Here is a 24,155-nt window from a genome sequence, read left to right on the forward strand (position 1 = left end):
CACCATGTTCAGTTTCTTCAAAAAAAAATCCCCGCCCACCGAGGTCCAATCGGCCGCTGCGCCTGTCGCGGCGGCTCCTGTTGATGCCCCTGTCACGGCTGTTGAGCCCACCGCCGCCCCGGCCGCTCGCCAGGGCTGGCTGGACCGCCTGAAGGCCGGGCTGCGCAAGACCGGCTCCAGCATCACCACCGTCTTCACCGGCACGCGCATCGACGACGAACTCTACGAAGAGCTGGAAACCGCCCTGCTGATGGCCGATAGCGGGGTCAAAGCGACCGAGCATTTGCTGCAAGACCTCAAGCACCGCGTGAAAGACAGCAAGGCCACCGACCCTTCGCAGGTCAAAACCTTGCTGGCCGATGCCATCACCGACCTGCTGCAGCCCTTGCAAAAGCCCCTGACCATTGGCGATCACCACCCAACGGTGATCATGGTGGCGGGGGTCAACGGCGCGGGTAAAACCACATCGATTGGCAAACTGACCAAGCACCTGGCCGACGAAGGCCTGAGCGTGCTGCTGGCTGCCGCCGACACCTTCCGCGCCGCCGCCAAAGAGCAGCTGGCCGTCTGGGCCACCCGCAACACGGTGGAGATCGTCAGCCAACAAGGGGGCGATCCGGCCGCCGTGAGCTTTGACGCGGTGAGCGCTGGCCGCGCCCGGGGGCGCGACGTGGTGCTGGTGGACACCGCCGGGCGTCTGCCGACGCAACTGCACCTGATGGAAGAGCTGAAAAAGATCAAGCGCGTGGTGCAAAAGGCCGATGGCACCGCCCCACACGAGGTGCTGCTGGTGATCGATGGCAACACCGGACAAAACGCCCTGGCCCAGGTCAAGGCCTTTGACGAGACCCTGGGCCTGACGGGCCTGATCGTGACCAAGCTGGACGGCACGGCCAAAGGCGGCGTGTTGTGCGCCATCGCCCGGGAAAAGCCGATTCCGGTGTATTTCATCGGCGTGGGCGAAAAACTGGAAGACCTGGAAACCTTCAACGCCCGCGAGTTTGCCCAGGCGCTCTTGAGCTGAAGCGTTCTGCAACGCACTGACGCAGCCCCGCCTTGAGCGCATCATTGCCTTGATATTAAGGGAAAACCCTGATACCCATGTGGTGTCGGGCTCGCTTTAGCACTCACAGCTAGAGAGTGCTAATATTGCAGTATTCTGAAAGGAGTTCTGGTATGAACATTCAAACTGGTTCCCCCGCCACAGCCATCACGCTGAGCAACCCCTGGGCGGTCGTGCCCTCGCTTGGCCACCTCGACGCCTACATCTCTGCGGTCAACCGCATGCCCATGCTCACCCTCGAGGAAGAGCAGGAAGCCGCCCGCCAACTCAAAGCCAACGACGACCTCGAAGCCGCCCGCAAGCTGGTGCTCTCGCACCTGCGCCTGGTGGTGTCGGTGTCTCGCCAATACCTGGGCTACGGCCTGCCGCATGGCGACCTGATCCAGGAAGGCAATGTGGGTTTGATGAAGGCGGTCAAGCGCTTTGACCCCGAGCAAGGCGTGCGCTTGGTCAGCTACGCGCTGCACTGGATCAAGGCCGAAATCCACGAGTACATCCTCAAAAACTGGCGCATGGTCAAGGTGGCCACCACCAAGGCCCAGCGCAAGCTGTTTTTCAACCTGCGCTCGATGAAGCAGGGCTACAAAGCCGATGCCGACGAAGGCACGCACCGCGACACCCTGACGCCCGACCAGGTGGATTCGATGGCGCACAGCCTGAACGTCAAGCGCGAGGAGGTGCTGGAGATGGAAATGCGCCTGTCTGGCGGCGACGTGTTGCTGGACCCGGCCCCCTCGGATGACGGCGAACAGGCTTTTGGCCCGATTGCCTACCTGGCCGATGTGAACCACGAGCCCACCGCCATGATCGAAGCGCACCAGCGCGATGTGATGGCCAGCGATGGATTGGCGACCGCGCTGAATGTGCTGGACGAGCGCAGCCGCCGCATCGTGGAAGAACGCTGGCTCAAGGTGAACGACAACGGCTCGGGCGGTATGACGCTGCACGACCTGGCCGATGAGTACGGCGTGAGCGCCGAGCGCATCCGCCAGATCGAGGTGGCGGCCATGAAGAAAATGAAAAAGGCGCTGGTCGAGTTCGCTTGACCGCTATGCTTGTGGGCCGCCTGATTCGGATACCCGGTTTTGACCGGGTATTTTCGACTGCTCTGCGCTAAAGTTGCTGCAGTTTTTGTTTTCAAGGAATCTGCCATGCCCGTTCACACCCCCTTTGGTTTTTCTCGCCGCCATTTGGCGCAAGCGCTTGGCGCTGCTTTGGCATTGGGGCTGACGCCCACTTGGGCAAGCCCATCGGCCACCGCATCGACAGCAACTTGGCCCACGCAAACCGTGCGCCTGGTGGTCGGCTTCCCGGCCGGCTCCAGCCCCGACCTGACAGCCCGCGCCTTGGCCGAACCGCTGGCCAAAGCCCTGGGCCAAAACGTGATCGTCGAGAACAAAGTGGGCGCGGGCGGCAACATCGCGGCTGACTTCGTCGCCAAATCCACCGACGGCCACACCCTGGGCCTGATGATCAACGGCAACATGACGATTGCCCGCATCCTGAACCCCAAGGTGCCTTATGACCCGCTCAAAGACTTGGCGCCCATCAGCCTGATCGGCAAAGCGCCGCTGGTGCTCGCAGTACCGGCCAACGCGCCGGGCCAAACCGCCGCCGAGTGGCTGAGCCAAGCCCAAAAAGCCGGCAACCAACTCAGCTATGCCTCGCCAGGCGTGGGCACGGTGGCACACCTGGGCATGGAGCTGCTCAAAACCAAAGCCGGCATTGCGCCCGTGCATGTGCCCTACCCCGGCAACCCGCAAATCATCACCGCCATGATCGGTGGCCAGGTGCAACTGGCCTTGCTGCCGCCCGCGATGGCAGCCGCCCAGGTGCGTGGCGGCAAATTGCGGGCTATCGGAACGTCAAGCACCGGGCGCAGCCCCTTGGCTGCTGATGTGCCCAGTCTGAGTGAAATCGGCGTGAAGGATTACCAGCTGGAAATCTGGAACGCGGTGGCCGCTCCAGCCTCGATGCCCGCGGCTATGGCCAGCAAGCTGTCGGCCGTGGTCAGTGAGATCGTGCGTGCGCCCGAGATGCGTGCGCGGCTGTTCCAGCAAGGTTGGCAGGTGGTGGGTTCGTCGCCCGAAGGTTTGCGCAACCGCATTCAGTCCGACACGAAAGCCCTGGGCGACATCATCCGCAGCCAGAAAATCGAGTTGAATTGAAGGGCCTGAAGCGGGACCTGAAGCTGTGTGATCAGCTCCGGGCCCTGCAGCCTGGGCTCATTTGCCGCTGAGCAAGATCTTCACATCGGCCGCCAGCGCTTCGGCGCCGCTGGCATGGCGGTTGTACAGGCGAATGCGCCCTTGTGGGTCAAAGGTGAAGCTGCCCGCCGAGTGGTCCATGGTGTAGCTGGTGGGGGTTTTGCCTTCGACCTTTTTGTAATAGATCTTGAAGTCCTTGGTCACCTGGGGCAGCTGCTCCAGCGTGGGGCGCAAGGCCACAAAATCCGACCCGAAATTGGCCATGTAGGCCTTGAGCAACTCCGGTGTGTCGCGCTCAGGGTCCACCGTGATGAAGATGCCCTGCAGCTTGGCCCCATCGGCCCCCAGCAACTGTTTGGCCTGCGCCATTTCCTGCAAGGCGGTGGGGCAGACATCTGGGCATTGGGTGAAACCAAAAAACACCACCACGGCTTTGCCAGCAAAATCCTTGAGGGTGCGCACCTGACCGTCTTGGTCACTCAACTCCCAGCCTTGGGCGTAGTCGGCCCCGGTGATGTCCACCGCGCGAAAGGCTGGTTTGTCCTGACCGCAACCCATCAGGCCACCGACCACGGCAGCCAGCCCCAAAGCCAAGGCGGCGCGTGAAAAAACTCTGCGTTGCAACATGCTGGGGTCTCAAAAAATGTAGTGATCGATCAACAAAGCGGCAAACAAGGCGCTCAGGTGGATCAGCGAAAAACGGAAAGTCTTGCGAGCCAGCTCGTCCGAATATTCGCGGTACAAAGCCACCGCATAGCCGATGAAGCCGATGCTCAGCACCACCGCGGCGGCCAGGTACAGCCAGGAGCTCATGCCGTACACAAAGGGCATCAGGCAGGACGCCATCAGCACGATGGTGTACAGCAGAATCTGCAGACGGGTGAATTCGTTGCCGTGCGTCACCGGCAGCATGGGCAGGCCCGACTTGCGGTAGTCCTCTACCCGGTACAGCGCCAGCGCCCAGAAGTGTGGGGGTGTCCACAGGAAGATGATGAGGAACAGGATCAGCGCCTCGGGCCCGACCTGGCCCGTCATGGCCGCCCAGCCCAGCACGGGCGGCATGGCCCCGCTGGCCCCGCCGATCACGATGTTTTGCGGCGTGAGCGGTTTCAGGATCACCGTGTAAATGATGGCGTAGCCCACAAAGGTGGCAAAGGTGAGCCACATGGTCAGCGGGTTGACCAGCACGTACAGCACGGCCGAGCCCACCGCGCAGAGCACGGCCGAGAACAGCAAGGCCTGCCGATCACTCAATTCGCCCTTGGCAGTGGGTCGCCAGGCGGTGCGCTTCATTTTGGCGTCGATGGTTTTTTCCACCAGGCAGTTGAAGGCCGCAGCCGCGCCCGCCACCAGCCAAATCCCCATACAAGCCCACAGGCCGAGCTTCAATTCGGCGAAACTGGGCAGACCAGGCACAGCCAGTACCATGCCGATCAAGGCACAAAAGACGATCAGCTGGACCACGCGGGGCTTGGTCAACGCGTAATACTGTTGCCAGGCGGACAGGGGCAAACGGGCAGTGGCGGCGGTCATTCGGCAGGCCTAGATGGGTTGGAAAAACGCAAGGCATTATCGGCCCGACTGATGGAGAGCACCCAAGTCAGCGTGACGACCATCGCCGCAGCGCCCCCGGTGTGCAGCACAGCGGCCAGCAGGGGCCAGTCAAACACCACATTGCTCAAGCCAGTGAAGAACTGCAGGGCCGACAGGCCGAGCAAAACCCGGCCTGCTGTCTGCAAATTCGTTTGCTGACGCAAGCGCCAGCCACACCACAGCAACAGCGCCAACACCAGCCAGGCCGCCGAGCGGTGCACAAAATGAATGGTTGACAGGGCCACAAAAGGCAGGACCTGACCCTCGGGCGTGAGCCCCAGCTCACGCCAGATGCTGAAGCCCTGCCAGTTCATGTCAGGCACCCACTGGCCGTTGCAGGTCGGAAAGTCAGGACAGGCCAGCACCGCATAGTTGGTGCTGACCCAGCCGCCCAGAGCGATTTGTAGCCACAGCAAGCCAAAGCCCCACCACAAACCGGTGCGCAAGGCCGACGGGATGGGTCGGGATGCGGCACCTTCATAACGCACTGCCTGCGCCATCAGCAAGGCTAGCAAGCCGATGCCGAACATCAGGTGCAATGTCACGATGGCGGGAAACAGCTTCATGGTCACCGTGAGCGCCCCGAACGCCCCTTGCAAACACACCCAGACCAGTGTGAAAGTGGGCCACCAGGGGCTGAGCACGCGGCTGTGGCGGCGCTGCCACCATGTCATGGCTGCCAGGCTCATGATCAACACCCCCACGCCTGTGGCGAGGTAGCGGTGCACCATCTCGATCCAGGCCTTGCCGTGCGTCACGGGCCCGGTGGGCATGGCGGTCTGCGCAGCCGTGATTTCGGTTTTGGCCCCGAGGGGTGTGGCGCTGCCATAGCAGCCTGGCCAATCGGGGCATCCCAGGCCGGAATCGGTCAAGCGCGTGAAAGCACCAAACAGCACCAAATCGAAGGTCAGGAACAAGGTGATCAGGGTCAAGGCCTTCAAACGACTGGCTGGCGTGGCGCTGCGCTGTCGCCAGAACCACCAGGCCAGGGGCAAGGCTGCCACGGCCAGGCCCACGGCCATCAACTGAAAAACAGGTGCCAGGTTGTACAGGTCCACTTCGGTCATGTGTCAGCGCCCCGCCTGGTCCCAAGACGATGAAGCTTTGAGCAGCCGCTCCAGATCACGCTTGGCTTTCGAGGCACTGGGCACATCCATGTTGGCGGGGAAACGCATCATGAAATTGCCCATTGGGTCGATCACGTACAAGTGGTCCTGCAGTTGCTGATCCTTGGCCGGGCTGACCCAGCTTTGTACTGTGGCTGCATCCAGGCGCAGCACATGCGCCATGTTCAAGGCCGGCAACAAGCTCTCGGCCACCGGGGCATCGTCGGTGATCAACCAGACACGATCCAGGCGGTCCTTGTCACGGCCCAAAATTTCGCGCAGCTGGCGCTGAAAATACAGGTTTTGCTGGCAACGCTCGGCGCACGCACCCGAGCCCACATTCACCAGCAGCCACTGGCCTTTCAGGCTGGCCAGGGGCACCGCCTCGCCTTGCAGATTTTGGGCCGAAGCCTGTGGCATGTCTTTTTGTGGCTGGATCAGTTCGCCATAGTTGCGGCGTCCCTCCGGGCGCACCACGTAGTAGGTGAAGTACGAAGCGATGACCGGAGAAGCGCAGATCAGCAGCATGGCGATCATCTTCCAGCGGCCCATGCGCGTGCGTTGCGCATCGGCCTGCACCACTTCGCCCGGGCGCGGCATATCGTGCACGGTCATGGCCAGTGGGCTATCAGGCAGGTCGTTTTGTGCGGCGGGGTTGGACAATTTGGAACCAGACATAAAGTAGAGCGATCAGGCCACTCAGGCCAAACCATTGAAAAGCGTATCCGTGGTGCTTTTCAACACCACTGGCGACCACAGGCCACTCGCGCAGCAAGCCTTCAGACGCTGCACCTGATTGCAGCAAGGTGACTTCGAGCAAAGGCAGCGCCGTCTCACGCCGAAAAGCTTGCTGGTCTAGATTTTGCCGTATCGGGCCTTGCTCGGCCCCGCCAAAGTCATAGAGCCTTGATGGCCATGGGGCCAAATGCCCTGGTACCTCCACCTGCCCGGGTGGGGTCTCAATGCGAGGCAATGCCGTGCGGTCGGTGAATGAGCGTTGCGCCCAGCCGCGCTGCACCAGCACCACCGCGCCCGTGTCCTCGATTTGCAGTGGGGTCAGCACAAAGAAGCCAGGCTTGCCGTTCATTTGCCGGTTCTCCAGGTACACCGTGTGCTGGGGCAGCCAACTCCCTGTCAGCACCATGCGCCTGTGGATCAGCGCAGCAAGTGAGGCTGCGTCGCCCGATGCCGAGCCCAGGCTGCGGCCGTCCAGCGCGGCCATGGCCGATTGCTGCGTTCTGGCGTCTTGCAGCGCGGTTTTCTCGGCTGCCCGACCCAGCTGCCACAGACCCAAAGAAAAAGTCACGGCCACGCCCAGCACCGCCATGCCAAGCACCAGCCATCTTTGCCAGCCCGGGGTTTTCTCAGTCATTGGATAATGCGTTCATGAAAATTCTGGTCGTCATTGCGTTTATTGCCATTTTGTTGAGTTTGGGCTCTGCCCTGATGTACATGATGCGGGGCAGCGCTCCGCCATCCGATGGACAAACACCCAAAAAAGGCAGCATGGCCACTGCACTGGCTTTTCGAGTCGGCTTTTCGATTGTCCTCTTCATTTGCGTGTTGGTGTCCTGGAAGATGGGTTGGATCCAACCCACAGGCATACCGGCTGGTGCCTGATCCATTTAGCCTGGCTTTTCCACCTGAAGGTTTAAGCCGAATTTGAAGCAAATTCGGCCTCAAGCCAGTCGACAACAAAAAAGCGCCCTTGGGCGCTTTTTTGTTGTGCCATCGGCAAGATCACATCCAGTACACCAAGATGTACAAGCCCAACCAGACCACGTCGACGAAGTGCCAGTACCAAGCCGCACCCTCGAAGCCGAAGTGACGATCTTTGGTGAAGTGGCCTTTTTGCAAACGCAAAGTGATGAACAACAGCATCAACATGCCGACAAGCACGTGGAAGCCGTGGAAACCAGTCAACATGTAAAAAGTGGAGCCGTAAATACCAGAGGACAGTTTCAGGTTCAAGTCGCTCCAGGCGTGGGCGTATTCATAGCCCTGAACAAACAAGAACGTCACACCCAACAACACCGTCAACCACATGAATTTAATGGTCTTGCTGCGATCACCCACCTGAATGGCGTGGTGGGCAATGGTCAGGGTCACACCCGATGTCAGCAGCAAAGCCGTGTTGATCGTGGGCAGCCAGAAAGGACCCATGGTCTGGAAGGGCTCAACAATACCAGCCGGCGAGGTGGTGGCGCCTGCCACCAGGCTTGGCCAGGCGGCTTTGAAATCTGGCCAAAGCAGGGCGTTTTCGAGACTGCCCAGAGCAGGCACCGAGTGCGAACGCGCCCACCACAGCGCCGTGAAGAACGCACCGAAGAACATGACTTCCGAGAAAATGAACCAGGTCATGCTCCAGCGGTAAGACAAGTCGATTTTGTGCCCATACATGCCGCCTTCGCTCTCACGAACAGCTTCCGAAAACCACTGGTACAAAACGATGAGCCACCAAGCCATGCCAAAAAACAGGCAATACATGCCCCACTCGGAGCCGTTGATCCACTGCCCTGCACCCAGAATCAGGAAGAACAGGCCAATGGCCGCCATCACCGGGTGGCGTGACTCGTGGGGAACGTAGTAATAAGGCGTGCTGCCGTGTGCTGCTGAACTCATGGGGACTCCTGCTCTCTCTTCTTTCGAAATCTAATTTTGGTTGGTTAAAGGCCCGTTGGCTGGACCACAACCCAATTGACCAGGGCGATCAACCCCAGGACAAACAACAATGCTGCGCCGATAGCCACACCGATGATGTGGAACGGGTTGAGTTTTTCAATGTCTTGCTGGTATTCGGAATTCTTGCGAAGACCGACAAAGGACCACAACACGGCCTGAACAGTCCGCAACCAGGAAGCTTTGCGCTTGGCAGACGGTTGAGGCGTGTTCATGAACCCGATCCTGTTTTGACCGGCAACACCAGTTCGGCAGCGGCCAAAGGGGCTGTCGGTGCGGCAGGTGTCTTACCGCCCACCTCAAAGAAGGTGTAGGACAGTGTGATGGTGGTCACGTCTTTGGACAACTTGGGATCGATCACAAACGCAACGGGCCAAGACTTCTTCTCACCAGGCTCCAGGGTGTACTGGTTAAAACAGAAACACTCGAGCTTGTTGAAATGGTTAGCCGCCTGGCGTGGTGCATAGCTAGGAATGGCTTGCGCTGCCATACGGCGGTTTTGCACATTCTGGAACTCGTACATCACGGTGCTCAGTTCACCGGGGTGAACCTGCATGGAACGCTTTTCAGGTTTGAACTGCCAAGGACCACGCACATTGGCGTCGAATTCGACGGTGATGGTGCGCGTGGTGTCGACTTGGCTGTTGCGCAAGACCTCGGCCGCTTTACCCGCCTTGGCATTGCCAGGGATCTGGGTTTCGGAAATCGACAGGATGTTGATGCCCGTGATCTCACAAATGGCCTTGTAGATGGGCACCAGCGCATAACCGAAGCAGAACATGCCCGCGGTCACAACCGCCAGCTTGCCCACCATCTTCAGATTTTCACCGCGCAGGTTCATCTTGGGTCTTTCAAGGGTTCAACAACAGCAACTTGGCCACAAAACCCAGCAGGACCGCCAGTGCGACCGAAGCCAGGATCAGGCCCAGGCGCACATTGCTTTTTCTTTGCTCGGGTGTCATCGCCATGTCGATCAACCGATCACGCGGGTCGCAGTAGCGTCCAGCTTGGGTGGATTTTCAAAGGTGTGGAAGGGTGCTGGCGAAGGCACTTCCCATTCCAGACCTTCGGCCGCTTCCCAAGGCTTCTGAGGCGCTTTGTCGCCCTTGCCCATCATGGCAGGCAACACAATGAACAGGAAGAAGTAAACCTGTGCAAAGCCGAAGAAGAAGGCACCCACAGAGGCAATCATGTTGAAGTCGGTGAACTGCATGGGGTAGTCGGCATAGCGTCGGGGCATACCGGCCAGACCCAAGAAGTGCATCGGGAAGAAGGTTACGTTGAAGGAGATCAACGACCACCAGAAATGGATCTTGCCGCGCGTTTCGTTGTACATCACACCGGTCCACTTGGGAATCCAGTAGTAAACGCCTGCGAACAGTGCAAACAGGGAACCCGCCACCAGCACATAGTGGAAGTGGGCCACCACGTAATAGGTATCTTGCAACTGGATATCTATAGGAGCCATAGCCAGAATCAGACCCGTGAAACCACCCATGGTGAACACGAAGATGAAGCCCACTGCGAACAGCATGGGGGTTTCAAACGTCATGGAACCGCGCCACATGGTGGCGATCCAGTTGAAGATCTTCACAGCGGTCGGCACGGCAATCAACATCGTGGCGTACATGAAGAACAGCTGGCCGGTCACAGGCATGCCGGTCGTGAACATGTGGTGCGCCCACACAATGAACGACAGGATGGCGATCGACGATGTGGCGTACACCATGGAGGCGTAGCCGAAGAGTTTCTTGCGCGAGAACGCGGGCACGATCTGGCTGATGATGCCGAAGGCCGGCAAGATCATGATGTACACCTCAGGGTGACCGAAGAACCAGAAGATGTGCTGGTACATGACCGGGTCACCACCACCGGCGGGGTTGAAGAAGCTGGTGCCAAAGTGACGGTCAGTCAAGGTCATGGTGATCGCGCCAGCCAAAACGGGCATCACGGCAATCAGCAAGTAGGCGGTGATGAGCCAGGTCCAAGCGAACATGGGCATCTTCATCAAGGTCATGCCGGGGGCGCGCATGTTCAAGATGGTCACGATGATGTTGATCGAGCCCATGATGGACGAAGCACCCAGGATGTGCATGGCAAAAATACCCGCGTCCATGGAGGGACCCATTTGCAGGGTCAGGGGTGCGTAAAGGGTCCAGCCGGCAGCAGGTGCGCCGCCAGGCATGAAGAACGAACCCACCAGCATGGCGCCCGCTGGCACCATCAGCCAGAAGCTGAAGTTGTTCATGCGGGCAAAGGCCATGTCAGAGGCGCCAATTTGCAAAGGCAACATCCAGTTCGCAAAGCCCACAAAGGCAGGCATGATCGCACCGAACACCATGATGATGCCGTGCATGGTGGTGAACTGGTTGAACAACTCTGGGTTGACCACTTGCAGGCCGGGCTGGAACAGCTCGGCGCGGATACCCAGCGCCAGCACGCCACCGATCATCAGCATGGCAAAACTGAACAACAGGTACAAGGTACCGATGTCTTTGTGGTTGGTGGCATACACCCAGCGACGCCAGCCCGCAGGCGCGTGACCGTGATCGTCATGGGCGTGATCGTGATGGTCTAGAACGGCACTCATCTTGATTTCCTTTGATTTGAATACGGTACTGCTTACTTGCGAGCGGCCAGGACTTCAGCCGGTTGCACGATTTGACCGGTCTTGTTGGACCAGCTGTTTTTGGTGTAGGTGATCACAGCGGCGATCTCGGTGTCCGACAACTGCTTCCATGCGGGCATGGCACCATTGTTTTGGCCGTTGAGCAAAATCGCAATTTGCTTGGATTTATCGGCATCCAGCACCACAGCAGAGCCGTCGATGGCCTTGATGGCACCGGCACCTTTGCCTGTGGCTTGGTGGCAAGCAGCGCAATTGGCGGCATACACTTTTTCGCCACGCTTGGACAAGTCGTCCAAAGCCCAAACTTTGGCTGGATCGTCGGCTTTGGCCGCTTGCTTTTTCTTCTCGGTGTCAACCCAGGCCGCGTAGTCGGCAGCGGACAGCACCTTCACGTGGATGGGCATATAAGCGTGTTCCTTACCGCACAGTTCCTGGCACTGACCGTAGAAATCGCCGGTTTTTTCAGCACGGAACCAGGTATCACGCACGAAACCTGGGATAGCGTCTTGCTTGATGCCGAAAGCAGGCACAGCAAAGGCATGAATCACGTCGTTGGCGGTGGTGATCACGCGCACTTTCTGGCCCACGGGCACCACCAAAGGATTGTCCACTTTGAGGAGGTAGTTGTCGCCTTCTGGCTTGCCGGCATCGGACATGGCGCGCTGAGTGGAATCCAGCGTGGAGATGTAGCTCAGGCCTTCGCCCTCGCCCTTGATGTAGTCATAGCCCCATTTCCACTGGTAGCCAGTGACTTTCACGGTCAGATCGGCGTTGGTGGTGTCTTTTTGGGCCACCAGCACCTTGGTGGCGGGCAGCGCCATCAGGATCACGATCAGGAAAGGCACTGCGGTCCAAACAACCTCCACCGTGATGGATTCGGTAAAGGTCGCAGGCTTGTGACCCACCGACTTGCGGTGCTTCCAGATGGAATAGAACATGACCGCAAAAACGGCAATAAAGATCACCGTGCAGATGATCAACATGAACCAGTGCAGCCAGTGCTGCTCTTCCGCGATTTTCGTCGCTGCAGGTGCGAAGTTGAGCTGGTTGACCGCAGGGCCGCCCGGCAAATCATTGACGGCATGGGCTGCCGTAGCCACCCAAGCGCCTGCAAAAATGCCCGCGCGGGATAGCAGCGAAGCCAATTGGTTGGAAATATTCTTCATGGTTCTCACTAACTTCCAAGACTCTGTTGAACTCACACCTTTGACAAACCAGGCCAACCCTGTTCATCGCCAGACATCACGCGGAACGCAATGCCCTTCTGATTTCTCGCGCCAAGACTTGACGCAACTCGGGGCGCACAAAGCGCCCCACCTCGATCGAGCGACCCTGACCTGACAACTCGATCAGACTGTGATCACCCGACTTAGGCTCAACCCTCACCCATTGACGCGCAAACTCTGCACGCTCACGGCGTCCGGCAGACTCTTTTTCCACCACCAGACTGGTGCCCTGCAATGAAATCCATTCGCCATCTGTCGCATGCCGTGCATAGGCCAGAAAAGCTAAGCCCACCAAGGTGATCTCCAAGCCTGCGAAGGCCAGAACCAAGGTGGCACCTTGCAACCAGAAGAACACCCCAATGCCCAGCGACAAGACACACAAAGACAGGTAAAGCCAACCCAGCTGGGCGGGCGTCACAGAGCAATTGCGCCGAAGCTGCCATTGAATGGCCGGTCCGGACTCTTGTGCAAACTGGTAAGTTGGATTTGACACCTGTCAACTTTCAATAACCTAACATGCTGGCGGCACGCAATCTGGCCAAAACCGGGCGGATTTTACCCGAGTTAACTCGGGGTTTTGATTCAACTCAAACTTTGTCGGATATCCGGCTGCCACTGCGCAGCATTTGCCGCATCTGATCCAAGCCGATCTCAGTTTGGGCACTCACTGACGCACGTGGCCTGGGTTTCAGCGCATGGCCATAAACGATCTCGAAACTGAGTGACAAACGTCCCCCTTCCTCCGGTCTGGCCAGTGTCATCAGCACCTGATCCAGCTGCGCTCGCCAGCGACGCCCTCGCAGACCCGCAAAACGCTGGACGTGCAGATTACGGCCCCAAGCACGCAAATCGGCCAGCATGCGCTGTGGTGATTCGTAGGTCAGAGTGATGCGCTCCATGTCCATGACCGGCTCAGCGAAGCCAGCCTCCACCAACATATCACCCCAGTCGTGCATGTCGGTGAATTCATGGGCAGGCGCGGGCCAGCCTTGGCGGGCATAAGCCTCGCGCAATTCCCGCAGACTGTCTGGCCCTAAACATGAAAACATCAAAAAGCCATCCACTGCCAGGGTGTTGTGCCAGATTTTCAGAATTTGTTGAGGTTGGGCACAAGTGTGCAGCAGCATGTTGGCCCACAGCATCTGGGCCTGGCCTGCTGGCGGCAAGCCCAGCGCGATGCGGGGCCCGAACCAGCGCTCGGCCTGCCACCAACGGGCCTGCGCCACCTCTCGCGCGGCCATGGCTTCAGCCGGCTGTGCGCTGTTCAACCAGACTTCGGCTTTCGGGTAACGCTTTTGCAAAGCCCGCTGCGCCTGCAGCCCACCGCGACCAGGCTCCCAATGGACCCAGCGCTCGGGCTGCAACTTGATGAAATCCAGTCGCTCCTGCATGCGGAAAGCCACTTCTTCGTGCAGCCAAGGCGAGGCCTCGCCCACCGGATGCGCCGACCAGCGGGCAGCGGCAACAGGATCCAGCGAGGGGGGGCGTTCAGGTGCAGACATGGCCAAGGCTCAAAAGATGAGGTCCTGCTTCAGGCGAACGACAGGTTCGCCTTGTGGTCAGGGCTTGGCGGCAGTATATTGATTTCATGTGGCCCAAATGGTTCCAAGGGATAGGCTCAAGGCTCTGGTCGCCGCACCTCGACCCTGTTTGGGGCTGGCTACCCAGCCGCTGCGCCATTTGCCAAGGCTGGCCCCAGTCACCGCTGTGCGAAACTTGCATCAGCCGCTTTGCCCAGCCACAACACCGCTGCCAAACTTGCGCCCTGCCCTTGCCCCACCCCAGCCGGCGCTGCGGCGCTTGCCTGAAAACACCTCCACCGCTGGACCTGTGCGTGACAGCCACCACCTATGCCTGGCCTTGGGTGGACCTGATCGCCCGCTACAAATTTCAGCAGCAACCTGGCTGGGCCGGACCTTTGGCCACCCTGATGTTAAGCACCCCTTGGGCCGAAGACACGCTGGACGCGGCCGACTGGGTGCTGCCGATTCCGCTGTCAGCCCAGCGCCTGGCCGAACGCGGTTACAACCAGTCCTGGCTGCTGGCACGCCAATTGAGTCCAAACAAAGCCGACGCCCAATTGCTGCTGCGCACCCGCGATACACCTTCGCAGCGCACCCTGCCCCGAGCCGAGCGTCTGGCCAATCTGGTGGGCGCTTTCGCGGTAGAGCCCTTGCGGGCCTCGCAGTTGCACGGCAAAAAGGTGGTCTTGGTCGACGATGTGATGACCAGCGGTGCGTCGCTACACACCGCAGCCCGGGTGCTGCGCGAGGCGGGGGCTGCGCAGGTCAGCGCCCTGGTGCTGGCGCGCACCGAAGCTGGGGGCGACGCCTGAATGCCGAGGCACAATACCGGACATGTTCCATATCGTCCTGGTTGAGCCCGAAATCCCGCCGAACACCGGCAACGTCATCCGCTTGGCCGCCAACACCGGCTGCACACTGCACCTGATCGAGCCCCTGGGTTTTTCGATGGACGACAAGCACATGCGCCGTGCGGGTCTGGACTACCACGAGTACGCCGACTTGCGCCACCACGCCGACTGGGCCAGTTTTCTGGCACACGAACAACCCGACCCCAAGCGCATGTTTGCCCTGACCACACGCGGCAGCCGCGCTGCGCACGGCGTGGCTTTTGCACCTGGCGACTGGCTGGTATTTGGCTCTGAAACCCGGGGCCTGTCGCCCGAGTTGCGTGAACAGTTCGCCACAGCCCAGCGCATCAAACTGCCCATGCGCGAGGGCCAGCGCAGCCTGAACCTGTCGAACGCGGTGGCGGTGACCGTGTTCGAAGCCTGGCGGCAAAACGGCTTTACCGAGGCCAGCCCGGCACCGGGCCTGCCGACTCAGGCGTAAATGCGCACCAGCGACTCGGCCGCACACACCGGTTTGTCGCTGCCTTCGCGCTCCACCGTTACGTTCCACTGCAGCTGCAAGCCGTTGCCTTCAATGGGCGTGGCCGAGTGCAAATGCAGGTGCGCGCGCAAACGGCTGCCCACCGGCACCGGCGCCATGAAACGCACCTTGTTCAGGCCATAGTTGACCCCCATGCGGGCCGACGAAACCACAATGGTTTTGTCAAAGAACTGCGACAACAGGGACAAGGTCAGGAAGCCGTGCGCAATGGGCGCGCCAAATGGGCCCTGCTTGGACCGCTCCACATCGACGTGGATCCACTGGTGGTCGCCCGTGGCCTCGGCGAACTGGTTAACCTGTTGCTGGGTGATGGTCACCCACTCGGTTGCGGCCACATCCTGGCCGACGCAAGCGGCCAAATCGGCCAATGTTTGAAATGTTTTCATTCGGTGACTTTATTCACCTTGCAAAAGCCGGGCTGTCGACGAAGAGACACCACTTTGCGGTATGGTGAAAAACGACAACCACCACCCCTCTACCGCATGCCCTCTCCACCGACCCTGCTGAGCCTTACACAACAACTGATGCAACTGCCCCACAGGGTCGACCGTCACCTGTGGCTCAACGATGTGATCCAGTGGGTGCGTGGTGACCAGCAATCGCCCGGGGAAGCGGCGGCCCGGCTGGGCCTGCTGGTCGACGCCTTGCTAGCCCGCCCCGACTTGACGGCCGCCTGGCAAAGCTGGTGGCAGGCGTTTTTGGACGACACCGATCCCACGCCTTTGCTGGCCGACTTGGGTTTTGCACCGCGCACGGCGTTCATCAGCGACCTGGGCCAGCGCCTGCGCATGAAGCTGTTGCCCGCCACCCCCGACACAGGCGATCTGGGTGCACTGTTTCTGTTTCTGCAGCCAGAACCCTTTGATGTGCAATGGTTGCAAGCTCTGGACGAGCACACGCTGGGCGGTTTGACGCGGCTGATGCTGCCCCAGGCCCCTGCGCAAGCCCCGCCGGCGTTGCAAGAGAATCTGATGGACGCGCTGACCTATTGCGTGGGCCAGATCAATGCCACCGGTCACTCGGCCGAAATCCGCACCCGAATGAGCAGTCGGGACGAAAACACCCGGCCGTTTCACGATTTACCAATGGCGCTGGAAGTGTTTCGCCAGGCCTTGCAGCAACATGGCCCGCACAGTCAAGCCTGCCAAACGGCCGCACAAGCCCTCAAGCTGCAACTCGACCATTGCAGGCATGCGGCCTACACCGTGTATGCCCACCTGCAGGAACACGGCATTTCGGTGGGCATCGTGTTCCGGCTGCGGCAGTTGCGGCATCTGGTGATCCGCTGCAAATACCTGATGGAAGCCTTGCTCACGCACGAGCCCATCCCGGCCATGCTGGCTTTGCTGGCGCACCTGGCGCAGGTCTGCCACGACAGCCGCAGCATCCGCAGCCTGTGGGCAGCCAACAGCCACATGCTGGCCGAAAAAGTGGCGCAGCGCAGCGCTGAAAACGGTGAACACTACATCACCCGCAACGCTGTGGAATACCGGCGCATGCTGGGCAAGGCCTTGGGCGGTGGCGCGGTCATCGGCCTGACCACCTGGGCCAAATTCGCGATCGTGGGTCTGGCCCTCTCCCCTTTCTGGGCGGGCCTGGCCGCAGGCACCAACTACGCGGTGTCGTTTGTGCTGGTCATGCTGCTGCACTGGACAGTGGCCACCAAACAACCGGCCGTGACAGCGCCTGCCATGGCCGCCAAACTCAAATCCATCGACAACGACGAGGGCGTGCAAGGCTTTGTAGACGAAGTGGCCCACCTGTTCAGGTCCCAGATCGCGGCCATTTTGGGCAACCTGCTGGCCGTGGTGCCCATGGTGTTGCTGATTTGCCTGGCGCTGACCCAGCTCGGACTGGCCCCCATGGCCAACGAGGCCGAAGCCCGGTATGTGTTGTCTTCGGTCAGTTTGCTGGGCCCCACGGCCTTGTTCGCCGCCTTCACAGGCGTGCTGCTGTTTGCCTCCAGCATCGTCGCAGGCTGGGTGGAAAACGCTTTTGTGCTGCACCAGCTGGGCTCGGCTTTGCGCTACCACCCGCGTCTGCGCCGCTGGATCGGGGTGCAGCGGGCAGAGCGCTTGGGTCTGTATCTGCAAAGCCATGTTTCAGGCCTGGCCGCCAACATCTCGCTGGGCTTGATGCTCGGGCTGGTGCCAGTCATTGCCCAATTTTTTGGACTGGGTCTGGACGTCCGGCACGTGACCCTCTCGGCCGGTCAAATCGCCGCGGCAGCGTTCACGCTGGGTCTGCCCGCGCTCGGCACACCGGCTTTCAGCTGGGCCTTGGCGGGTTTGCTGGTGATTGGCCCACTCAACCTGGGCGTGAGTTTTTACCTGGCCTTCCGCGTGGCCTTGACCTCACAAAGTGTCAGCATGGCCAACCGGGGGCGCATCCGCCAAGCCATTGTGCAACGCATCCGCACACAACCGATGTCGTTCCTGCGGCCACCCGCACCTGCCGCGGCATCAGAGGTCTGAGTTCGAGGCGTCCGTGCGCATCTGCATCAGTTCGGCCCGCAAACGGGCCAATTCGGCGCGGTAGTTTTCAGCATCGCCGTAATCGGCAAAGCCGTGGTAGTGCGCATGCGTTTGCATCATGCGGCGTGCGTGCTTGATCGGGCACCAGTATTTTTCGGTCAATCCCACCACCTCACGGCCATAAGCCATCAAGCCATTGCCATACGAGCAGTAGGCGCAGTTGATTTTTTCCAGCCAGTTCAAATAGGCCAGGTGTGTGCGGTCGTACACAAAGTAATCCGAGCGCTTGACACGGGGAATGCCGCACAGGGGAAAGCACACCCATTGGTAGAGCGTGACAAAGGCGTCAAGCAGCAGCATGGGCAAGAGGACCGGATAAATGAAGGGCACACACAGCACATGCCGCCACTCGGCCGTGAGCACATAACCGAGCAAGCCCTCCTTGAAGCGCTTTTGCTGCGCCAGCACCTCTTTTTCAAAGCGCACCTTGTGTTCTTCAAAATCGGCCTGCCACTGTTGTCGACGACTCTTGGCTTCTTGCTCAATGGCCGCTTCCAGCTGCTGAATGCGGTCCAGAAATTCCTGAATTTTGGGGTTCATGGGGCCTCCTAGGGCGAACGCAGATGGACAAAGGGCGAGGCCATCGGCTTCACTTGACTTGCGTCAAAACGCGCCCGCATGAGCACCCGCAAACTGAGCGATGACCATGGCAATCGATCATCCACCCGATCACCTTAACACCGCACAAGGCTTGACCACAGCCCAAGCCCAAGTGCGGCTGGCCGCGGATGGCCCCAACGAAGTGGCGCAGGGCACGCGTCGCTCCGTTTGGCGACGCCTGGCCGACATGCTGCGCCAACCCATGTTCGCCTTGCTGGTTGCGGCAGCACTGCTGTACATGCTGCTGGGCGACCTGACCGAAGGTCTGACGCTGTCGGTCTTTGTCTTGGCCGTGCTGGTGCTGAGTTTTTACCAGGAGGGGAAATCCGAAGCTGCCATTGAGGCCCTGCGCCAGCTCACACAAGCCCAGGCCCGTGTGCTGCGGGACGGCCAAACACAGCTGATTCCCGCCAGCGACGTCGTGGCAGGCGACTGTTTGCTGCTGTCAGAAGGCGACCGGGTGGCCGCAGACGGCTGGCTGCTGCAGGCCAGCAACCTGCAAATGGACGAATCCCTGTTGACGGGCGAATCGGTGGCCGTGGACAAAAGCCCGCTGGAGCCACAGCCAGGCGGCTCAGGGTCGCCAATGCCCAAGCCGCCACCCCACGCCTGCGTGCATGGCGGCACGTTTGTTGTGCGCGGCAGCGGCCAGGTGCGGGTCACGGCCACCGGCATGCGCAGCCAGATCGGACAAATTGGTCTGTCATTGGGCCAGGTACAAGAAGCCGACACCCCCTTGCAACAACAGACCGCCCGATTGGTCCAGGTGCTGGCCAGTCTGGTGGCGGTGCTCTGCGTGGTGATGGTGCTGACCCTGGTCTGGCGCACCGGTCAATGGGTGCCCGCTTTGCTGTCGGGCATCGCGCTGGCCATGGCCATCCTGCCCGAAGAGTATTCCGTGGTCCTCACGCTGTTTCCGGCCATGGGTGCGCGTCGCCTGACGCGTGAGGGCGTGCTCACCCGGCACATCAACGCCATCGAAACCCTGGGGGCCATCAGCGTTTTGTGCACCGACAAAACCGGCACCCTGACGCAAAACCGCATGACCGTGACCGCACTGGCCGTGCCCCGGGAGGCTGGCAGTTCAGAGCCTGGCGAGGTGCTGCAATGGCGCACACCCGCACTGGGCCAGGCGTCGTCCACGCCGGCCGCAACCGCTGCACCACTCTCAACGGCTTTTCACCCCTTGATCGAGCACGCCATTCTGGCCAGTGCCCCCACACCTTTCGACCCAATGGAGACCGCCTTCCATGCGATGGGCAAAGACCATCTGAGCGAGACCGATCGGACTTTTGGCGAGGGCCAGCTGGTGCAAACCTACGCCCTCAGCCCCAGGCTCAAAGCCATGTCGCATGTCTGGCGGTTCGACCCGGATGACCCGCATGTGGTCTCGGTCAAAGGGGCCCCCGAAGCCGTCATGGACCTGTGCCACCTGAGCTCGGGTGCACGCGCGCACTGGCTGGCCTGCGTGGCAGACATGGCCGCACAGGGCTTGCGCGTACTGGCGGTGGCACACAGCCGATTTGAAGGCCAAAGCTACCCCGACACCCCGCACGACTTTGACTTTGAATGGCTGGGCCTGATCGGGCTGACCGACCCCTTGCGCCCCGAAATCCCTCAGGCCATGGCCGACTGCCAGTCGGCCGGCATTCAGGTCATTGTGATCACGGGCGACTTCCCGGCCACAGCGCGCGAAATCGCCCGGCAAGCCGGACTGCCCGAGGGTGAAACCCTGACCGGTGATGTTCTGGAAGGCCTGGATGAAGCCGCTTTGCGCGAGCGGCTGCGCCACGTCACCGTCTGCGCACGCATCTCGCCGCACCAGAAACTGCGCATCGTGCAGGCGCTGCAGGCGCAGGGTCAGGTGGTGGCCATGACGGGCGATGGTGTGAACGACGCCCCGGCCCTGAAGGCCGCCCACGTGGGCATCGCCATGGGCGCACGGGGCACCGACGTAGCCCGCGAAGCCGCCGACCTGGTGCTGGTGGACGACAACTTCGCCTCGATCGTTCGGGGCATCCGTTTGGGCCGACGCATTTTTGGCAACCTGCAAAAGTCGATGCAGTACATCTTTGCCATCCACATCCCGATCGCGGGCATGGCCTTGGTGCCCATGCTGATGGGCTGGCCACCGCTGATGCTGCCCTTGCATGTGGCCTTGCTGGAGCTGGTGATTGACCCGGCCTGCTCGCTGGCCTTCGAGAACGAGCCCGCCCCGGCCAACGTGATGCAGCAAGCACCCCGCGATACCCGCGCGGCCCTGTTTGGCGCTCGAACCATCGGCCTGGCCTTGGGACAAGGACTGGCCGTGCTGGCCTGTGTGGCCCTGACGTACGCCATCGCCAAGCTCTGGCCTGACGCAGGCGAGGCGTTCCTCATGCCGTGGGCACCTGCGCTGGATGCGGTGCCATTGAGTGTGGTTTTGAGCGAAGCGCAAATCCGCGCCATGCTGTTCATCACGCTGATCACTGGCAATGCCGCCTTGATCCTGTCCAACCGTGCGGGCGGTGGTCAGTTCTGGCGCAGCTTGCGCACACCCAACGCCGTGGCCTACGGGGTGATCGCCCTGGCCGGTTTTTTTCTGGCATTGGCCATCCATTGGCCCTGGCTCTCTGGCCCGCTTCAGTTTGAGCCCCTGCCGCTGTGGCCGCTGCTGATCGCAGTCGCTTCAGGTGTGCTCAGCGGTGTCGGCGTCTCCGTTTTGCACTGGACCCTGAACGCAGGGCAGCGGCCAGCCCTGGTTCCTCGCTGAGCCGCTGCGCAAACGAGGTCTGGCATTTCGGCTAGGTAGCAGGCCAGCGCACGACGACGCTCAACCCACCCAAATCTGTGCTGTGCCCCAACGTCACCTGCAAGTGGTAGCGCTGGGCCAAGCGCCGAACAATCGACCACCCCAACCCACTGCCATCTGCGCCGTTGCCGGGGACCCGAAAGAAACGGTCCCCCAGTCGGTCCAGATCGGCAGGACTCAAACCCGGACCACTGTCTTCGACACTGAGGCATGGAACAGGCAATGCTTCCCAACGCACACGCACCTGTGCACCCACCGGGCTGTAGCGCTGGGCGTTGTCCACCAGGTTGCCCACCAGCACACCCACCAGGCCTGGCGGCATGGGCACAAGCAAGGAAGCGGGTGCGTCAAAACTCAAGATTTGCTGTTTGGCCCGTGCCTGCGGACCCAGGTCCGCCAACAGGGCCTGGGTGTCAGCGACGGCATCGCTGACCTCTGCGCCCTGCGCGGCATCGTCAGCATCGAGTCGGGCCAACTGCAAGAGCTGGGTCACCAGCCGTGTGGCACGGTCACACCCCCGCAACACGGCATCCAGGGCCATCTGGCGATCGCTGTCGGAATCGGTTCCACGCGCCACTTGTGCCTGCATGCGAATGGCCGCAATCGGTGTTCGCAACTCATGCGCAGCATCGGCCGTGAAACGGCGCTCGCCATCCATTTGCTGGGCCGTCTGCTCGAACCAACGGTTCAGGGACTTGACCAGCGGTTGCACCTCGGCCGACACCTCTTCACTCAGAGGCTGGCGAGCATCGGCTGGGCGCTGCGAAACCGATTGGCTCAGCTGCCGAAGCGGCGCGAAGGACTTGAATATCGCACCCCAAATCAGGAAAGCCAAAACAGGCAAGGCCAGCAGCATGGGCACGATGGCCGACTTCAGCCCAGCTTTCAGGATGTCGTTGCGGGCCGATTGCAACTCAGCCACCATGACCTGGACATCATGCTCGCGCCCCGGCGTGGCAAAGACGCGCCAGGCTTGGTCACCGAGCCGTTGGTCGGAGATGCCGGTTTGGTCCCAAGGTGCCAAGGGGGACACGGGGGCATCAGCCGAGCGAAAAATCAGCTCTTGTTCGTGCCAGACCTGAAAAGCGACTCGGGGCTGGTACTTGTGCAGCACGGGTGCCGTGGTGAAGTCGTCGTCGTGCTCATCGCTGGTCTGCACCGCCAGCACCGCTGCGGTTTGCGCCAGATGGGCGTCCAGCAACTCGCTGAGCTCGTGCTCGGTTTTGAGCCATGTCATGACCAGCACCAAAGTCCAGACCAGCCCGGTGACCACCAACAGGCTGAGCGTCAGCCGCCACTGAAGGGAAGAAGGTCGCCAGATTTTCATGCCTTGACTTGCTGGGGCAGCATGTAGCCCACGCCTCGCAGGGTTTCGATCACGTCCGCATGCAGCTTCTTACGCAGGTTGTAAATGTGAACCTCGACCGTATTGCTGCTCACCTCGGTGCCCCATTGGTACAGGTGCTGCTCGATCTGTCCACGGGTGAGCACACGGCCCGCGTGCAGCATGAAAATATGCAGCACCTCGTACTCACGCAAGGACAATTCGACCGCCCGCTCGCCAAGCCATACCTGGCGCGAGGCCGGGTCCAGGCGCAAAGCCCCGGCCTCCAGAGTGGACTCTGCGACGCCGTGGGCACGGCGCACCAGTGCCCGCAAGCGCGCGGCCAGCTCCATCAAATCCACCGGTTTGACCAGGTAGTCATCGGCACCGGCATCCAGTCCGGCGATGCGCTCGGGCACGCCGTCCCGCGCCGTCAAAATCAACACCGGGGTGGTGACTTTTTGGCGGCGCACCGCCGCCAGGCATTGCATGCCATCTTGGCGAGGCAAGCCCAGGTCGAGCACGCAGGCTTCGTACACCCCGGCCAACAGCTCACGCTCAGCCGCCACGCCGTCACGTACCCAATCCACCAAAAAGCCTTGCTGCTGCAAACCGGCTTTCAGACCGGAGCCCAGCAACTCGTCATCTTCCGCCAATAAAACGCGCATGTGTCCAGCCTGAATAGGGGTCTGAAAAATCAATCATCATCGTCATGATCGTCGCTCTGTATCGATTGTGCCTTGCCAGGTGCAGGGTGCAACCAGACGGCCACGCCTTCGCCTGGCCCCTGCTGCTGCGGTGCATCCTGCCATTGCCAGACCCAGAAAGACACGACAGCAGCCAGCAGCAAGATGGCCAACAACCCGTGGTTGGATTTGACCAAGTCAGGCCCTGCACCCTCGACACGCCCGGTCAACATGGGTATGGCCAGATTGCGCCGACGTAACAGGCTAAGGACCACCACCCCGGCGATGTGCGCCAGCACGGCCACCAACATGAAGTTGCCGAAAAACTCGTGCACTTCTTCCATCCACTCACCCGTCCACTCTTGGTAGGTGACGAAGCCTGACAACACCACCGGGGCAATGGCGAGCAACACCGCCGCAATCGTCAAAGCCATGTACAGGTTTTGACTCTGACGCCATGAGGCCTGCACGCCACCAAGCCCATTACCAAGCCCCTGCAGCCAGGCACCCCAGCCGCGCAACTTGCCCAGCAGCGCAGACAGTCGCGCATGGCGCGGCCCCAGCAAACCCCAGACCACACGCACCAAGAGCAAACCGCCCAGCGTGTAGCCCAGGGTCACGTGCACCAACCTGAAAATTTCGCTCTCGGCTGTGATGTAGGCCCCCAAAAAACTCATGGCCAACAAACCGTGCAGTGTGCGCGTGAACGCATCCACCGTGCGACGGGTCGGTGTGGGTGCCTCACTGCGGGCAGCGGTACCGGGAGAAGCATGGGTCATCATTTCCAATTCCTTGTATTCAA

26 protein-coding genes are annotated in these 24,155 nt (G+C 60.9%); 8 read left to right on the forward strand and 18 right to left on the reverse strand.

Annotated elements, in window-relative coordinates:
* Positions 1-4: 4 nt before the first annotated feature.
* From ftsY to ACHEXL_RS10265, 3 genes are all read left to right on the forward strand, one after another.
* Positions 5-1,024 carry a signal recognition particle-docking protein FtsY gene (ftsY, locus tag ACHEXL_RS10255; protein WP_416559313.1) on the forward strand — a complete coding sequence of 340 codons (1,020 nt, stop codon included), beginning with the start codon at positions 5-7 and terminating at the stop codon, positions 1,022-1,024.
* Positions 1,025-1,176: 152 nt separating this feature from the next.
* Entirely contained in the window at positions 1,177-2,109 is a 933-nt protein-coding gene (rpoH, locus tag ACHEXL_RS10260) for an RNA polymerase sigma factor RpoH (protein WP_416559315.1), read from the forward strand.
* 105 nt (positions 2,110-2,214) lie between these two features.
* On the forward strand, positions 2,215-3,231 hold the full coding sequence (locus ACHEXL_RS10265; protein ID WP_416559316.1) for a Bug family tripartite tricarboxylate transporter substrate binding protein: 1,017 nt from the start codon (positions 2,215-2,217) through the stop codon (positions 3,229-3,231).
* Between the two features lie 57 nt (positions 3,232-3,288).
* Here the strand turns inward: ACHEXL_RS10265 and ACHEXL_RS10270 are convergent, their stop codons facing one another.
* From ACHEXL_RS10270 to ACHEXL_RS10290, 5 genes are read right to left on the reverse strand one after another with little or no spacing between them, the layout of a single operon-like run.
* A complete protein-coding gene (locus ACHEXL_RS10270; protein WP_416559317.1) occupies positions 3,289-3,897 on the reverse strand; it encodes an SCO family protein in 609 nt (202 codons plus the stop codon).
* A 9-nt stretch (positions 3,898-3,906) separates the two neighbouring features.
* Entirely contained in the window at positions 3,907-4,803 is an 897-nt protein-coding gene (gene cyoE / locus ACHEXL_RS10275) for a heme o synthase (RefSeq protein WP_416559319.1), read from the reverse strand.
* Complete coding sequence (locus tag ACHEXL_RS10280; protein WP_416559320.1) at positions 4,800-5,930, reverse strand: COX15/CtaA family protein; 1,131 nt, start codon at positions 5,928-5,930, stop codon at positions 4,800-4,802. Before ACHEXL_RS10280 ends, cyoE begins: the two co-directional genes overlap by 4 nt.
* 3 nt (positions 5,931-5,933) lie before the next feature.
* A complete protein-coding gene (locus ACHEXL_RS10285) occupies positions 5,934-6,647 on the reverse strand; it encodes an SCO family protein (protein ID WP_416559322.1) in 714 nt (237 codons plus the stop codon).
* Positions 6,598-7,341 carry an SURF1 family protein gene (locus tag ACHEXL_RS10290; protein ID WP_416559324.1) on the reverse strand — a complete coding sequence of 248 codons (744 nt, stop codon included), beginning with the start codon at positions 7,339-7,341 and terminating at the stop codon, positions 6,598-6,600. Before ACHEXL_RS10290 ends, ACHEXL_RS10285 begins: the two co-directional genes overlap by 50 nt.
* Positions 7,342-7,355: 14 nt before the next feature.
* Here ACHEXL_RS10290 and ACHEXL_RS10295 point away from each other — a divergent pair, with 14 nt between their 5' ends.
* Positions 7,356-7,589: a twin transmembrane helix small protein gene (locus ACHEXL_RS10295; protein WP_416559325.1), complete on the forward strand. Its 234-nt coding sequence runs from the start codon at positions 7,356-7,358 to the stop codon at positions 7,587-7,589.
* Positions 7,590-7,709: 120 nt separating this feature from the next.
* On the opposite strand, the gene ACHEXL_RS10300 is transcribed toward ACHEXL_RS10295, so the two are convergent.
* The 8 genes from ACHEXL_RS10300 to ACHEXL_RS10335 form a co-directional block, all read right to left on the reverse strand.
* Complete coding sequence (locus ACHEXL_RS10300) at positions 7,710-8,591, reverse strand: cytochrome c oxidase subunit 3 (protein ID WP_416559327.1); 882 nt, start codon at positions 8,589-8,591, stop codon at positions 7,710-7,712.
* Positions 8,592-8,635: 44 nt separating this feature from the next.
* Positions 8,636-8,863, reverse strand: coding sequence for a DUF2970 domain-containing protein (locus ACHEXL_RS10305; protein WP_416559329.1), 228 nt, complete (start codon positions 8,861-8,863; stop codon positions 8,636-8,638).
* The gene (locus ACHEXL_RS10310; RefSeq protein ID WP_416559331.1) at positions 8,860-9,489 is read right to left on the reverse strand and encodes a cytochrome c oxidase assembly protein; all 630 of its coding nucleotides are present in this window, start codon (positions 9,487-9,489) and stop codon (positions 8,860-8,862) included. Before ACHEXL_RS10310 ends, ACHEXL_RS10305 begins: the two co-directional genes overlap by 4 nt.
* A gap of 10 nt (positions 9,490-9,499) precedes the next feature.
* Complete coding sequence (locus ACHEXL_RS10315; protein WP_369907575.1) at positions 9,500-9,616, reverse strand: cytochrome oxidase small assembly protein; 117 nt, start codon at positions 9,614-9,616, stop codon at positions 9,500-9,502.
* Between the two features lie 5 nt (positions 9,617-9,621).
* Complete coding sequence (gene ctaD, locus ACHEXL_RS10320; protein WP_416559333.1) at positions 9,622-11,238, reverse strand: cytochrome c oxidase subunit I; 1,617 nt, start codon at positions 11,236-11,238, stop codon at positions 9,622-9,624.
* A 32-nt stretch (positions 11,239-11,270) separates the two neighbouring features.
* Complete coding sequence (gene coxB, locus ACHEXL_RS10325) at positions 11,271-12,443, reverse strand: cytochrome c oxidase subunit II (RefSeq protein ID WP_416559335.1); 1,173 nt, start codon at positions 12,441-12,443, stop codon at positions 11,271-11,273.
* Between the two features lie 76 nt (positions 12,444-12,519).
* Positions 12,520-12,996 carry a DUF2244 domain-containing protein gene (locus ACHEXL_RS10330; protein ID WP_416559337.1) on the reverse strand — a complete coding sequence of 159 codons (477 nt, stop codon included), beginning with the start codon at positions 12,994-12,996 and terminating at the stop codon, positions 12,520-12,522.
* Between the two features lie 94 nt (positions 12,997-13,090).
* Positions 13,091-14,005, reverse strand: a complete 915-nt coding sequence (locus ACHEXL_RS10335; protein WP_416559339.1) for a biotin synthase — start codon at positions 14,003-14,005, stop codon at positions 13,091-13,093.
* An 86-nt stretch (positions 14,006-14,091) separates the two neighbouring features.
* On the opposite strand from ACHEXL_RS10335, the gene ACHEXL_RS10340 reads away from it, so the two are divergent.
* Both ACHEXL_RS10340 and trmL read left to right on the forward strand, forming a co-directional pair.
* Positions 14,092-14,838 carry a ComF family protein gene (locus ACHEXL_RS10340; protein WP_416559341.1) on the forward strand — a complete coding sequence of 249 codons (747 nt, stop codon included), beginning with the start codon at positions 14,092-14,094 and terminating at the stop codon, positions 14,836-14,838.
* Positions 14,839-14,860: 22 nt separating this feature from the next.
* The gene (trmL, locus tag ACHEXL_RS10345) at positions 14,861-15,358 is read left to right on the forward strand and encodes a tRNA (uridine(34)/cytosine(34)/5-carboxymethylaminomethyluridine(34)-2'-O)-methyltransferase TrmL (RefSeq protein WP_416559343.1); all 498 of its coding nucleotides are present in this window, start codon (positions 14,861-14,863) and stop codon (positions 15,356-15,358) included.
* Here trmL and ACHEXL_RS10350 read toward each other — a convergent pair.
* On the reverse strand, positions 15,349-15,804 hold the full coding sequence (locus tag ACHEXL_RS10350; protein WP_416559345.1) for a MaoC family dehydratase: 456 nt from the start codon (positions 15,802-15,804) through the stop codon (positions 15,349-15,351). The genes trmL and ACHEXL_RS10350 overlap by 10 nt on opposite strands.
* 96 nt (positions 15,805-15,900) lie before the next feature.
* On the opposite strand from ACHEXL_RS10350, the gene ACHEXL_RS10355 reads away from it, so the two are divergent.
* Entirely contained in the window at positions 15,901-17,892 is a 1,992-nt protein-coding gene (locus ACHEXL_RS10355) for a site-specific recombinase (RefSeq protein ID WP_416559347.1), read from the forward strand.
* Here ACHEXL_RS10355 and ACHEXL_RS10360 read toward each other — a convergent pair.
* Entirely contained in the window at positions 17,881-18,492 is a 612-nt protein-coding gene (locus tag ACHEXL_RS10360; protein ID WP_416559349.1) for a hypothetical protein, read from the reverse strand. The genes ACHEXL_RS10355 and ACHEXL_RS10360 overlap by 12 nt on opposite strands.
* 106 nt (positions 18,493-18,598) lie before the next feature.
* Here ACHEXL_RS10360 and ACHEXL_RS10365 point away from each other — a divergent pair, with 106 nt between their 5' ends.
* Positions 18,599-21,304, forward strand: a complete 2,706-nt coding sequence (locus tag ACHEXL_RS10365; RefSeq protein ID WP_416559351.1) for a cation-translocating P-type ATPase — start codon at positions 18,599-18,601, stop codon at positions 21,302-21,304.
* A gap of 31 nt (positions 21,305-21,335) precedes the next feature.
* Here ACHEXL_RS10365 and ACHEXL_RS10370 read toward each other — a convergent pair whose 3' ends face one another.
* Genes ACHEXL_RS10370 through ACHEXL_RS10380 form a run of 3 tightly spaced genes read right to left on the reverse strand, consistent with a single transcriptional unit; the run spans position 21,336 to position 24,135 of the window.
* Entirely contained in the window at positions 21,336-22,670 is a 1,335-nt protein-coding gene (locus tag ACHEXL_RS10370) for a histidine kinase dimerization/phospho-acceptor domain-containing protein (RefSeq protein WP_416559353.1), read from the reverse strand.
* Entirely contained in the window at positions 22,667-23,335 is a 669-nt protein-coding gene (locus tag ACHEXL_RS10375) for a response regulator (RefSeq protein WP_416559355.1), read from the reverse strand. Before ACHEXL_RS10375 ends, ACHEXL_RS10370 begins: the two co-directional genes overlap by 4 nt.
* Positions 23,336-23,364: 29 nt before the next feature.
* Positions 23,365-24,135: a cytochrome b/b6 domain-containing protein gene (locus ACHEXL_RS10380; protein WP_416559357.1), complete on the reverse strand. Its 771-nt coding sequence runs from the start codon at positions 24,133-24,135 to the stop codon at positions 23,365-23,367.
* Positions 24,136-24,155 lie beyond the last annotated feature (20 nt).

Origin of the sequence: Limnohabitans sp. YIMB22184, assembly GCF_048020265.1 — a bacterium.
GTDB lineage: Bacteria > Pseudomonadota > Gammaproteobacteria > Burkholderiales > Burkholderiaceae_C > Limnohabitans_A.

Excerpts from the sequence above, each read along its gene's own strand:
- ftsY (WP_416559313.1), top strand. The coding sequence starts at position 5 with ATGTTCAGTTTCTTCAAAAAAAAATCCCCGCCCACCGAGGTCCAATCG.
- rpoH (WP_416559315.1), top strand. The coding sequence starts at position 1,177 with ATGAACATTCAAACTGGTTCCCCCGCCACAGCCATCACGCTGAGCAAC.
- ACHEXL_RS10265 (WP_416559316.1), top strand. The coding sequence starts at position 2,215 with ATGCCCGTTCACACCCCCTTTGGTTTTTCTCGCCGCCATTTGGCGCAA.
- ACHEXL_RS10270 (WP_416559317.1), bottom strand. The coding sequence starts at position 3,897 with ATGTTGCAACGCAGAGTTTTTTCACGCGCCGCCTTGGCTTTGGGGCTG.
- cyoE (WP_416559319.1), bottom strand. The coding sequence starts at position 4,803 with ATGACCGCCGCCACTGCCCGTTTGCCCCTGTCCGCCTGGCAACAGTAT.
- ACHEXL_RS10280 (WP_416559320.1), bottom strand. The coding sequence starts at position 5,930 with ATGACCGAAGTGGACCTGTACAACCTGGCACCTGTTTTTCAGTTGATG.
- ACHEXL_RS10285 (WP_416559322.1), bottom strand. The coding sequence starts at position 6,647 with ATGTCTGGTTCCAAATTGTCCAACCCCGCCGCACAAAACGACCTGCCT.
- ACHEXL_RS10290 (WP_416559324.1), bottom strand. The coding sequence starts at position 7,341 with ATGACTGAGAAAACCCCGGGCTGGCAAAGATGGCTGGTGCTTGGCATG.
- ACHEXL_RS10295 (WP_416559325.1), top strand. The coding sequence starts at position 7,356 with ATGAAAATTCTGGTCGTCATTGCGTTTATTGCCATTTTGTTGAGTTTG.
- ACHEXL_RS10300 (WP_416559327.1), bottom strand. The coding sequence starts at position 8,591 with ATGAGTTCAGCAGCACACGGCAGCACGCCTTATTACTACGTTCCCCAC.
- ACHEXL_RS10305 (WP_416559329.1), bottom strand. The coding sequence starts at position 8,863 with ATGAACACGCCTCAACCGTCTGCCAAGCGCAAAGCTTCCTGGTTGCGG.
- ACHEXL_RS10310 (WP_416559331.1), bottom strand. The coding sequence starts at position 9,489 with ATGAACCTGCGCGGTGAAAATCTGAAGATGGTGGGCAAGCTGGCGGTT.
- ACHEXL_RS10315 (WP_369907575.1), bottom strand. The coding sequence starts at position 9,616 with ATGGCGATGACACCCGAGCAAAGAAAAAGCAATGTGCGCCTGGGCCTG.
- ctaD (WP_416559333.1), bottom strand. The coding sequence starts at position 11,238 with ATGAGTGCCGTTCTAGACCATCACGATCACGCCCATGACGATCACGGT.
- coxB (WP_416559335.1), bottom strand. The coding sequence starts at position 12,443 with ATGAAGAATATTTCCAACCAATTGGCTTCGCTGCTATCCCGCGCGGGC.
- ACHEXL_RS10335 (WP_416559339.1), bottom strand. The coding sequence starts at position 14,005 with ATGTCTGCACCTGAACGCCCCCCCTCGCTGGATCCTGTTGCCGCTGCC.
- ACHEXL_RS10340 (WP_416559341.1), top strand. The coding sequence starts at position 14,092 with ATGTGGCCCAAATGGTTCCAAGGGATAGGCTCAAGGCTCTGGTCGCCG.
- trmL (WP_416559343.1), top strand. The coding sequence starts at position 14,861 with ATGTTCCATATCGTCCTGGTTGAGCCCGAAATCCCGCCGAACACCGGC.
- ACHEXL_RS10350 (WP_416559345.1), bottom strand. The coding sequence starts at position 15,804 with ATGAAAACATTTCAAACATTGGCCGATTTGGCCGCTTGCGTCGGCCAG.
- ACHEXL_RS10355 (WP_416559347.1), top strand. The coding sequence starts at position 15,901 with ATGCCCTCTCCACCGACCCTGCTGAGCCTTACACAACAACTGATGCAA.
- ACHEXL_RS10360 (WP_416559349.1), bottom strand. The coding sequence starts at position 18,492 with ATGAACCCCAAAATTCAGGAATTTCTGGACCGCATTCAGCAGCTGGAA.
- ACHEXL_RS10365 (WP_416559351.1), top strand. The coding sequence starts at position 18,599 with ATGGCAATCGATCATCCACCCGATCACCTTAACACCGCACAAGGCTTG.
- ACHEXL_RS10370 (WP_416559353.1), bottom strand. The coding sequence starts at position 22,670 with ATGAAAATCTGGCGACCTTCTTCCCTTCAGTGGCGGCTGACGCTCAGC.
- ACHEXL_RS10375 (WP_416559355.1), bottom strand. The coding sequence starts at position 23,335 with ATGCGCGTTTTATTGGCGGAAGATGACGAGTTGCTGGGCTCCGGTCTG.
- ACHEXL_RS10380 (WP_416559357.1), bottom strand. The coding sequence starts at position 24,135 with ATGATGACCCATGCTTCTCCCGGTACCGCTGCCCGCAGTGAGGCACCC.